This window comes from Streptococcus mitis (assembly GCF_001579035.1).
Taxonomy (GTDB): domain Bacteria; phylum Bacillota; class Bacilli; order Lactobacillales; family Streptococcaceae; genus Streptococcus; species Streptococcus mitis_J.
Genome location: NZ_KQ970285.1, coordinates 345600 through 355982, shown reverse-complemented (window position 1 = coordinate 355982; position 10383 = coordinate 345600). Strand labels below are relative to the sequence as shown.

Here is a 10383-nt window from a genome sequence, read left to right as displayed (position 1 = left end):
TTGGAAATATAAGGAAAGATTTCACAAGATTTTTCGATATTTAATCTTTGTGGCATGCTAGAGTATATTATTTTTGCTTTTTCTAACGAATTTTCTTTCTAAAATCTTAGCTTAACACTTGTTAGATTTACTTTTATCCTTTAAAATAGAATAGGAGATATTCCGCGATTATTTTTCGGAGGAAAAAGAAATGTCCATTAATTGGCAGGAAATTTTATTTCACTTTTTAGGTGGTCTGGGACTATTCTTATATAGTATCAAGACCATGGGAGACGGTTTGCAACAAGCTGCTGGAGATCGCCTTCGTTTTTACATTGACAAATATACTAGTAATCCTTTCTTTGGAGTTCTGGTTGGTATTGGGATGACTGCTCTAATTCAGTCTAGTTCTGGTGTAACAGTTATCACAGTCGGCCTGGTCAGTGCCGGTCTCCTAACCTTACGTCAGGCTATCGGAATTGTCATGGGGGCTAATATCGGGACAACAGTCACATCCTTTCTTATCGGTTTTAAATTAGGTGACTATGCCCTACCTATGCTCTTTATCGGTGCTGTCTGCCTCTTCTTTACAAAAAATCGGACAGTCAATAATATCGGACGCATCCTCTTTGGTGTCGGTGGTATCTTTTTTGCCCTCAATCTTATGAGCGGTGCAATGGCTCCACTCAAAGATTTACAGGTATTTAAGGACTATATGATTGAGCTAAGTAAGAATCCTGTTTTGGGTGTCTTTGTCGGTACCGGCTTGACCTTACTGATTCAAGCTTCCTCGGCTACCATCGGGATTTTACAAAACCTCTACGCCAGCAATCTCATTGACCTGCAAGGAGCTTTGCCAGTTCTATTTGGTGATAATATCGGAACGACCATTACAGCTATTATTGCTTCTCTTGGAGCCAATATCGCTGCCAAACGTGTTGCTGGTGCCCATGTCGCCTTTAACGTGATTGGTACGGTTATCTGTATTGTCTTCCTTGTACCTTTCACTGGCTTGATTCAATGGTTTGAATCTACACTCAATCTGGCTCCAGAAATGACCATTGCCTTTGCTCACGGAACCTTTAATATTACCAATACCATTGTCCAATTTCCATTTATCGGAGCTCTGGCTTACTTTGTAACCAAGATTATTCCTGGAGAGGACGAGGTTGTCAAATATGAACCCTTATATCTTGATGAACATTTCATCAAACAAGCCCCATCTATCGCTCTCGGAAATGCTAAGAAAGAGCTCTTGCACTTAGGAAACTACGCTGCTAAAGCCTTTGACCTTTCCTATAAGTATATCATTGACTTGGATGAAAAAGTTGCTGAAAAAGGGCATAAAACCGAAGAAGCCATTAACACCATCGATGAGCAATTAACACGTTATCTCATTGCCCTTTCAAGCGAAGCTCTCAGTCAAAAAGAAAGCGAAGTGCTCACCAATATCCTTGATTCCTCCCGTGATTTGGAACGGATTGGAGACCACGCGGAGGCTCTACTCAATCTGACTGACTATCTTCAACGTAAAAATGTTGAATTTTCTGATGCCGCCTTGAAAGAATTAGAGGAAGTTTATCGTCAAACTAGTGACTTTATCAAAGATGCTCTGTACAGTGTGGAAAACAATGATATTGAAAAAGCACGCAGTCTTGTAGAACGCCATGAAGCAATCAATAAGATAGAACGTGTTCTCAGAAAAACTCACATCAAACGCCTCAACAAAGGCGAATGTTCAACACAAGCTGGGGTCAACTTTATCGACATCATCTCCCACTACACCCGTGTATCAGACCACGCTATGAACCTTGCCGAAAAGGTTTTTGCAGAACAAATCTAAAAACCAAGAAGCTATCCTGAATGGGATGGCTTTTTGCTTTTCCTAAGTAAGAATTTTTTCTACCATATAGAAAAATGCTTTGATCCACAATGGAATCAAAGCATTTTAAAAATCTCCCCATACATAAGCGCAGAAGCTGCGGTTCCTCTGTACTTAGCTTCTTCTCTCTTGATAAAGCGAGCCAAGTTGAGCAACTCAGGTGCCGGATGTTTGGGATTCTTGAGCAATTCACGATTGACCAGGTCTGAGAGACGAACTGCCAGCAATTGCTCATTTGTAGTAGGCAGTTTTTTAGCAGTCTCTAGGAGAGCAGCAACTAAATCTTCACTCAAATCATGGCGAGCATGATTGTAAAGATCTTTTATAAGGCTTTCTAGGTTTGGTTCTACCATCCCTACCACCTCCTTAAGTTTAATAATTTTTAATCAAGTCAACTGTTGAACGATCCAATTTCTTCACCAATGCTTGCAAGAAAGCTTGAGCTTCTAGGAAGTCATCCATTGCATAGAGGGTTTGGTGAGAATGGATATATCGAGCGCAAACACCGATTGTTGTAGATGGGACACCACCATTTTTCAGATGAGCTGCGCCAGCGTCTGTTCCTCCTTTACCACAGTAGTATTGATACTTGATACCAGCTTCTTCAGCCGTTGTCAAAAGGAAATCCTTCATTCCTGGGAGAAGCAAGTGACCTGGATCGTAGAAACGAATCAAGGTTCCATCTCCAATCTTGCCTTGACCGCCATAAACGTCACCAGCAGGTGAGCAGTCAACTGCTAGGAAAACTTCTGGGTCAAACTTAGTTGTGGAAGTATGCGCACCACGAAGACCAACTTCTTCTTGGACGTTCGAACCAAGATAGAGTTCATTTCCCAGTTTTTGACCTGAAAGAGCTTCCGCCAACTCGCTAACCATGAGAACACCGTAGCGATTATCCCAAGCTTTTGAGATGATATTTTTTTCATTGGCTGTCAAGATTGCAGAACTATCTGGTACAATGGTATCGCCAGGACGGATGCCAAAACTTTCTGCCTCAGCCTTGTCCGCAAAACCGCCATCAAAGACGATATCTGCAATAGCTGGCATAGTTGGTCCACCCTTTCCACGAGTCAAATGTGGAGGGACAGAACCCGAAATCACAGGAATTTCACGACCATCACGAGTCAGGAGTTTGAAACGTTGGCTGCTGACTACCATGGGGTTCCAACCACCGATTTCAACCACACGGAAGGTACCATCTGGCTTAATCTCGCTGACCATAAAACCAACTTCATCCATATGAGAAGCTACCAAGACGCGCGGCGCATCTGCAGCTTCTGAATGTTTAATTCCGAAAATACCACCCAAGCCATCTGTCACCACTTCATCCACGTGCGGTGTCAACTTTTCACGAAGATAAGCACGGACAGGTGCTTCATGACCTGAGATAGCAGCAAGTTCTGTTACTTCTTTGATTTTTGAAAATAATGTTGTCATTTCAGTTCCTTCTTTCTTTCATCCATTTTACCACTTTTTATAGGAGAAGGATAGCGGGAAGGTGGATTTCTAAGTTAGTATCTTAGTACTGCTCTATCTTAGAAAAGGATAGTATTCTCTTGCATATGGTGCAAAATCTAGTAAACATCCCAAAATTAACTCGAATCTTTATTTCCGAACAAAAAACAATCCTACACCAAAATTGCTTGGAATTTTCATGAAAATTGCAGAAAACAGTTGACTTTGCCTTCTTATTTCTTTAAAATAGTACAAAACTAGGAAAAGGAAAAAATCATGATCAAAACAATTCTTGTTACAGGTGGAGCTGGCTACATTGGCTCCCATACCGTTAAAGCTCTTTTAAATGCTGGCTATCAGGTACATGTTCTAGATAATCTCTCTACAGGAAATCGAGCGGCTGTGGATAGTCGTGCTAGCTTTAAGCAACTAGATGTTTATGATGCTAGTTCCCTAAAAGCTTACTTAGAAGAAAATAAGATTGATGCTGTTCTTCATTGTGCAGGTGAGATTGTTGTGAGCGAAAGTATTGAAAATCCAAGTAAATACTTCACTGCCAATGTTGCTGGTATGAACCAAGTTCTCAAAGTCTTATCTGAAGTTGGCATTCAAAAAATCATGTTCTCTTCAACCGCTTCCCTCTATGGTAATAATTGTATTGACAAGCCAGCTACTGAAGATACCCTGCTCGACCCCGTCAATCCTTATGCAGAGACAAAACTGATGGGCGAACGAATGATTTACTGGATGGCCAATCGCTACGACTGGAAATATGTTATTTTCCGTTACTTTAATGTTGCTGGGGCTGAAATGGATGCTTCAAACGGTCTGCGTGTGAAAAATCCAACCCACATCATTCCCAACATTAACAAGACCGCATTGGGACAAAATGATAGCCTCAAAATATTTGGAGATGACTACGATACACGTGATGGTTCATGTATTCGAGATTACATTCATGTCTTGGACCTTGCACAGGCTCATGTTAAAGGAATGAACTACCTCTTTCAAGAAAACAGTTCTTCTCAAATCTTTAACTTGGGAACTGAAAAAGGCTATACCGTCAAAGAAATCTTTAAAACTGCTGAAGAATTACTGAATCAAAAAATACCACACGAAATTGTTGCTCGCCGTGCTGGTGACCCAGCTAGCGTCCTAGCAGACGCATCAAAAGCTAAAAAATATCTTGATTGGAAGGCTAGCTACTCCCTCGAAGATATTATTTTATCAGATTATCGTTGGCGTGTTAAAGAAGGCAAAAACATTTTGGAATAAATAGCAGAAACATCAATCATAAATAAAAACACAGATAGATGGCACTTGATAAATACCAAGTATCATCTATCTGTGTTTTATATATTAGAATCCAATTTATACTCTTCGAAAATCTCTTCAAACCACGTCAACGTCACCTTGCCGTAGGTATGGTTAACTGACTTCGTCAGTTCTATCCACAACCTCAAAACACTGTTTTGAGCAGCCTGCGGCTAGTTTCCTAGTTTGCTCTTTGATTTTCATTGAATATTATTTTGAATTTCTCTTTAAAGAAAAGTGATCTGGGACGGGGGTCCTTACCTGTTTTCGACCAGGGATGGCAACGTAAAATCCGAGCCAAGCCCATCAAGACACCCTTGAAGCCATGTTTCTCAATAGCCTGAATCATGTAGTTGGAACAAGTCGGCTCAAAGCGACAAGAGGGTGGAAAGGCTGGTGAGATAAACCGTTGGTAAAAGCGCACAGGCACTATTAAAATTCGTTTCATTATTTCTTGGTTACAGCCATGGTGTGTAGTTGACTGATTTCTTTTTTATTAAGACGACGGGATTCTCCTGGACGGAGTCCTGTCAAGTCTAGATGTCCAAAACGTGTCCGAGACAACTTGTCCACTTGAAGACCAACAGCTTCAAACATCTTTTTAACCTGATGGTTACGTCCTTCATGGATGGTCAACTGTACCACAGAGCGGTTTTTAACTGGGTCCACTTTGAGAATCTCATAGACAGCCGGCTTGGTTTTCTTGCCATCAATCTCAACTCCACGGGTCAAAGGGCGGAGATTATCCTTATTGGCTACACCTTTAACACGCGCGACATAGACCTTATCAATCTCATTACGAGGGTGAATCATCTCATCCGTAAAATCCCCATCATTGGTCAAAATCAAGACCCCTGATGTATCCCAGTCCAAACGTCCAACTGGGTAAATGCGCTCCTTCACGTTGGGCAAGAGGTCGACAACAGTCTTGCGGCCCTTGTCATCTGTCACACTGGAAATGACACCGCGTGGTTTATTAAGCAGATAATAGACCTTTTCTTCGTTGTAGATAGGTTGACCTTCAACTTCGACCTTGTCTCCTGACTTGATAGTGGTTGCTAGTTCACGTACCACTTGGCCATTGACCGTCACCAAGCCTTGCTTGATCAACTCTTCTGCTTTTCTCCTACTGGCCACACCTGCGTGGGCAATATATTTATTGATTCTCATCTTCTTCTATCCTTTCACCAAATAATTGGCTTTCTTGGGCTTGAATCTCAAGCTCATCAATCACTGGTAATTCTTCCAAATGATTTATCCCCATGTAATCTAGGAAATAATCTGTAGTCACATAGAGGTTGGGACGACCCAACACTTCTTTTTTCCCATCTTCCTTTATCAAGTCAAAGGTCTGCAACTTTGCCAAGGCCCCACTCGAGTTGACCCCACGGATGGCATCAATCTCTATCCGTGTGATGGGCTGTTTGTAAGCAATGATGGACAAGGTCTCAAGGGCAGCCCGAGATAAACTCTGGTTGATAGGTGCCTTAGAGTATTCCTTCAAAATCTCTGCAAATTGAGGCTTGGTCACCAATCTATAAGCGCCCCCTGTCTCAATCAGGGCCAAACTGGAATTTGGGTCCTTTTCATACTTCTGGGCTAATTTTTCTAAACTCTGTTGGATGCCTGTCGGTGGCAGAGAGAGGAGTTCAGCTAACTGGCGGACCCTAATCCCATCTTCACCCGCTACAAACAAGAGCGCTTCTATTTTTGCTAAAGTACTCATCTTTCCTCTCTATCAAGTCTAGCTTTGGGCTACTTGACTTTCTTCCTTCTTTTCCATGAGATAGATATCTCCGAAACTCTCCTCTTGCACGAGGACCAGCTCCTGGGTTTTGATTAACTCCAAGGTTGCCAAAAAGAGGGTAATGACCTCTTGGACATTCTGGGCTTCCTTGAACAAATCCTGCAAGCGCAATTGATCTCGTCCAATCAAGGACTCTTTCACGATAACCATCATATCCTCAATCTTATACTCATCTCGCAAGATAGTCGTGTGATTTTGTGCAAACTCTTCTTTTTTCTTTGCTAGGATATTCGAAAAGGCCAAAAAGAGGTCAATGGTCGTCTTGTCATGCACAAGCTCCGCATCTTCGTAAATCAACTCTGTCGGCGCTTTGGAATAATACTGGACCCGTTCTTGGTGCTTGGCTTCCAAGTGCTCACCCAAGAGCTTGAACTTGCGGTATTCTTCGATTTGAGAGAGGAGATCCTGCTCCAGGTCATCCTCCAAGTCTGTCACTTCTGCTACCTTCGGAAGGAGTTTACGACTCTTAATCAGCATCAGCTGACTAGCCATGACCATGTACTCGCCCGTCACTTCCAGACGCATGGCCTGCAGGGTTGAGACATAGGCTAGATACTGTTCGATGACTTCCGTAATGGGCACATCGTAGATATCCATCTGGTACTTAGAAACCAGGTGCAAGAGCAAGTCCAGGGGCCCTTCAAAATCTTTTAATTTAATATCCATTATCTATATTTTTCTAAGGTCAGGACTGTTTTTAATCCTAATTTTTTTGCAATTTCGTACAAATCGACCTTGTTTTCAATTTGTCTTAGAATAAACTGTTCACGTAAAGCTTGAGCGGATAAGGATGGAAAACCTTTCTCCTTGACAAAAGCTTCTAACTGACGAAAGGCCCACTGACGAGAATAGGGTTTCCCTCCTCTTTACAAAAAGATAGGTCTCGCCCCATCAAGGGTTCCAATTCTGAAAGTAAGGTCGTAGGAATGGTGACAATTCTCTGTTGGGAAGCCTTCTTGATTCGCAATACCTGAAAATCCAGATTGATATCCGCAACCTTTAGAGCTAAAATTTCACTCGGCAAGGGCCCCATTTCTAGGATTAAGAGCGCTAGCAAGCGACCCTCTGAATAGTCACTTTCTTGCCAAAAAGAGTCTAGGTCTAACAGTTCTGGCTTTTCGGTCTTCTTTTCAGCTTGTTTAGCTAATTCCAAGCGGTAAAAGCTATCCACTTCTCCTTTTTGATAGAGAAAGTAGAGAAATTGGTTACAGGCCGAAATCTTTCGCTTCTGGGCGCTAATTTTTAGATTGGCTAGCTGGGCTTGGTAAATCTTAAGACTAGTCTCAGAAATCCGCTCGCCCACAATGTCTAAAAATTGCTCCAAATCATACTTATAGGACTGCTTGGAATTGACAGACAAGCCCTGCTTTTCTTCTAAAAAGGCTGAAATCCTGTCTCTCATCGGCATCGAATCTCATATTCCTTACTAAAATCATGCAAGAGGGCATTGACTGCCTTGAGGATAGACTTGCGCGTGATAATCCCTTGGAAAATACCAGACGCATCCACAACCGGCAAGAAGGACTCATCTACCAGCTTGTGCAAGACCTCCGTAATGGTAAAATCAGGCAAGACGACCGCTACGTCCGTTCTCGTCATATGAACGATATCCGTATCTGCCATGATTTCTTGACTCAAGTCATGCTCCATCTGATAAGCCATAATATCTCTGAGCCCAATCGTCCCAACAAACTGTTTTTCATCTGTCACAACGGGAACACGGGTATAGGTCATCTGACTGAGCAAGAGGGTCGCATGATCTGCATTGTGGGTATCAATCAACACAGCTAGATTTTCAGCAGGGGTCAAAAAAGTTTCCTCCTGCCCCAACAAGAAAGTCTCAAACTCCTTGGCAATCATCGGCTAAACTCCTTGGACAAGCCCGGATACACTTCATGGTCTCGTGTCAAAAAGTCCACTTTAAAATAACTATCATCAATCTCCACACGAGCATAGAGACATTCTCTGATGGTCCCACGTGGTTGACTGATGGAACCTGGATTTAGAAAGAGGGTCTTACCTTCCATCCAAGCGCTTGGCACATGCAAGTGACCATAGAGGCAGATATCGGCCTCTTCTTCCTGAGCCCAGTAGTCCAACTTTTGAAAGTTGAAATTGATGTCAAACAAATGACCATGAGTTTGGATAATCTTGGTCGAACCAAGCTCAGTCACCAAACGTTCTGGGTAGCCTGCATAGAAGTCCATATTCCCTTTAACAACACGGATGCCTTCCCAAAGGGGAGAATCTGGACGCAGTTCAGAATCGCCGTTATGAAAAACGGCATCAACTTTGCCTACATAGCGATCACGGATTTCTTCCACAATCAAGCTATCGCCATGAGAATCGCTCATTACAATGATGGTTTGCTTTGCCATGATGGAAATACCTCCAAAAGTTTCTTAACAGCTAAGGCACGGTGAGATTGACTATTTTTTTCTTCAAGGGTTAACTCAGCTGAGGACTTGCCTGTCTCTCCTACAAGGAAGAGAGGATCGTAACCAAAGCCATTTTCCCCCTTAGGTTCAAAGTTAATGTAGCCTGGCCAGTCTGCTTCTACCACCAAACTTTCCTTGTTTGGACTGGCTACGACTAGGGTTGTATGGAATTGAGCAGAACGATCCTTGAGTTCAAAGACCATGGCCAATTCGTGCAAGAGTTTGGCATTGTTTTCACGGTCAGTAGCTCCCACACCTGCGAAACGAGCTGACCAGACGCCTGGCAAGCCACCTAGGACATCGACTTTAAGTCCAGAATCATCTGCTAAAACCATCTTGCCCGTTAATTGGGAAATAGTTTCTGCTTTGAGGCGGGCATTTTCTTCGAAGGTCATGCCTGTTTCTGCTACTTCAGGCAAGTCAGGATAGTCATTGAGATTTTCCACATCGTAGCCTAGCTTGTCAAAGATAGCTCGGAATTCCTTTGTCTTGCCTTCGTTTCGAGTCGCAATCAATAAGGTTTCTCTGACCTTGTTTGTCTCAAAGAAATCATGAACATTGACCCCTTCTTTAGGCAATGCTACATGCAGGAGTTGCCCATTTTCAATCAAGAGAAAAGCTCCCTGACGTTGGATGACTTCCAGATTTCGTCCCATTTCTTGGTTGAGGATATCTACCACAAAAGACAATAAACGGTAGAGAGAACCATAGCGTAAAACAATCACAGAAATAGGAAAACCTTGTTCCTCATCTCGAAATCTTTGGGCAAACTCCAATAGAGGAAAATCCAAGTCATCATCCGTCAACGTCCGGACACCACCAAAAATACTATATGAGCCGACATACCAGTCCTGGTCATCCTTATATTCATAAATTTTATTTGTCATAATTCTACATGCTCCACATGAATCTCTTTTTCCAGCCATTCTTCACCAATTTGTGCAAAACTTTGGCTGCTGGCTGTTGTGTAAAAACGGTGATGGAGTGGTCCAGCATCGCGACCACGATTGATTTCAAAATAATTAAGTAAGACTGAAATGTCCCGTACACACTCTGCCCCACTATCGATAAGTTGAACCTTGGGCCCCATGACATTTTGAATAATAGGTCTGAGCAGTGGATAATGGGTACAACCCAAAATCAGGCTATCCACCTTTCCAACCAAGGGACGCAGGGTTTCATAGACCACTTTCTTGGTAACACTGGTTGACAGGGCCCCAGACTCGACCAAGGGGGCAAACTTGGGACAGGACAAACTCTCCACCTGTAAGTCCGGATCCAGATCATGAATTTTCTGACGGTATATGTCTGATTGTACCGTCATAGGCGTTCCAATCACTCCGATTTTCCCACCTTGGCTGGACTTGATGGCTGCTGAAGCTCCTGGCAAAATCACACCTAGGACGGGAATATCTAGTTGAGCCTTGATTTCTTCCCAGACGACCGCAGTCGCAGTATTACAAGCAATGACAATCATTTTGACATCCTTGGTCAAGAGAAAGTTGACC

Annotated in this window: 11 protein-coding genes and 2 pseudogenes; 2 read left to right on the top strand and 11 right to left on the bottom strand. The window is 42.8% G+C overall.

Annotated elements, in window-relative coordinates:
• The first annotated feature begins 190 nt into the window (after positions 1-190).
• Positions 191-1822 (top strand): Na/Pi cotransporter family protein, encoded by a 1632-nt coding sequence (locus SMIDD26_RS01755; protein WP_061438716.1) that lies wholly within the window; start codon positions 191-193, stop codon positions 1820-1822.
• A gap of 95 nt (positions 1823-1917) precedes the next feature.
• Here SMIDD26_RS01755 and SMIDD26_RS01750 read toward each other — a convergent pair whose 3' ends face one another.
• Together SMIDD26_RS01750 and pepA are read right to left on the bottom strand one after the other, a co-directional pair.
• Positions 1918-2214 carry a bacteriocin immunity family protein gene (locus SMIDD26_RS01750; RefSeq protein WP_061438715.1) on the bottom strand — a complete coding sequence of 99 codons (297 nt, stop codon included), beginning with the start codon at positions 2212-2214 and terminating at the stop codon, positions 1918-1920.
• A 19-nt stretch (positions 2215-2233) separates the two neighbouring features.
• Positions 2234-3298, bottom strand: coding sequence for a glutamyl aminopeptidase (pepA, locus tag SMIDD26_RS01745; RefSeq protein ID WP_000209170.1), 1065 nt, complete (start codon positions 3296-3298; stop codon positions 2234-2236).
• A gap of 294 nt (positions 3299-3592) precedes the next feature.
• Here pepA and galE point away from each other — a divergent pair, with 294 nt between their 5' ends.
• Positions 3593-4591, top strand: a complete 999-nt coding sequence (gene galE / locus SMIDD26_RS01740) for a UDP-glucose 4-epimerase GalE (protein ID WP_061438714.1) — start codon at positions 3593-3595, stop codon at positions 4589-4591.
• 249 nt (positions 4592-4840) lie between these two features.
• Here the strand turns inward: galE and yidD are convergent.
• The 9 genes and pseudogenes from yidD to murI form a co-directional block, all read right to left on the bottom strand.
• Positions 4841-5078: pseudogene (yidD, locus tag SMIDD26_RS01730) on the bottom strand (membrane protein insertion efficiency factor YidD).
• A complete protein-coding gene (locus SMIDD26_RS01725) occupies positions 5078-5800 on the bottom strand; it encodes a pseudouridine synthase (RefSeq protein ID WP_050241847.1) in 723 nt (240 codons plus the stop codon). The pseudogene yidD and the gene SMIDD26_RS01725 overlap by 1 nt, the downstream one beginning before the upstream one ends.
• A complete protein-coding gene (gene scpB, locus SMIDD26_RS01720) occupies positions 5787-6356 on the bottom strand; it encodes an SMC-Scp complex subunit ScpB (RefSeq protein WP_061438713.1) in 570 nt (189 codons plus the stop codon). The genes SMIDD26_RS01725 and scpB overlap by 14 nt, the downstream gene beginning before the upstream one ends.
• Positions 6357-6374: 18 nt before the next feature.
• Positions 6375-7103, bottom strand: coding sequence for a segregation/condensation protein A (locus SMIDD26_RS01715; RefSeq protein WP_061438712.1), 729 nt, complete (start codon positions 7101-7103; stop codon positions 6375-6377).
• Positions 7103-7839: pseudogene (xerD, locus tag SMIDD26_RS01710) on the bottom strand (site-specific tyrosine recombinase XerD). Before xerD ends, SMIDD26_RS01715 begins: the two are co-directional and overlap by 1 nt.
• Complete coding sequence (gene cbpB, locus SMIDD26_RS01705; RefSeq protein ID WP_061438711.1) at positions 7836-8297, bottom strand: cyclic-di-AMP-binding protein CbpB; 462 nt, start codon at positions 8295-8297, stop codon at positions 7836-7838. The pseudogene xerD and the gene cbpB overlap by 4 nt, the downstream one beginning before the upstream one ends.
• A complete protein-coding gene (locus tag SMIDD26_RS01700) occupies positions 8294-8815 on the bottom strand; it encodes a metallophosphoesterase (protein ID WP_001118952.1) in 522 nt (173 codons plus the stop codon). Before SMIDD26_RS01700 ends, cbpB begins: the two co-directional genes overlap by 4 nt.
• Complete coding sequence (locus SMIDD26_RS01695) at positions 8791-9762, bottom strand: nucleoside-triphosphate diphosphatase (RefSeq protein WP_061438710.1); 972 nt, start codon at positions 9760-9762, stop codon at positions 8791-8793. The genes SMIDD26_RS01700 and SMIDD26_RS01695 overlap by 25 nt, the downstream gene beginning before the upstream one ends.
• On the bottom strand, positions 9759-10383 hold a 625-nt coding region (gene murI / locus SMIDD26_RS01690; protein WP_061438709.1), incomplete at its 5' end, for a glutamate racemase. The genes SMIDD26_RS01695 and murI, both read right to left, overlap by 4 nt.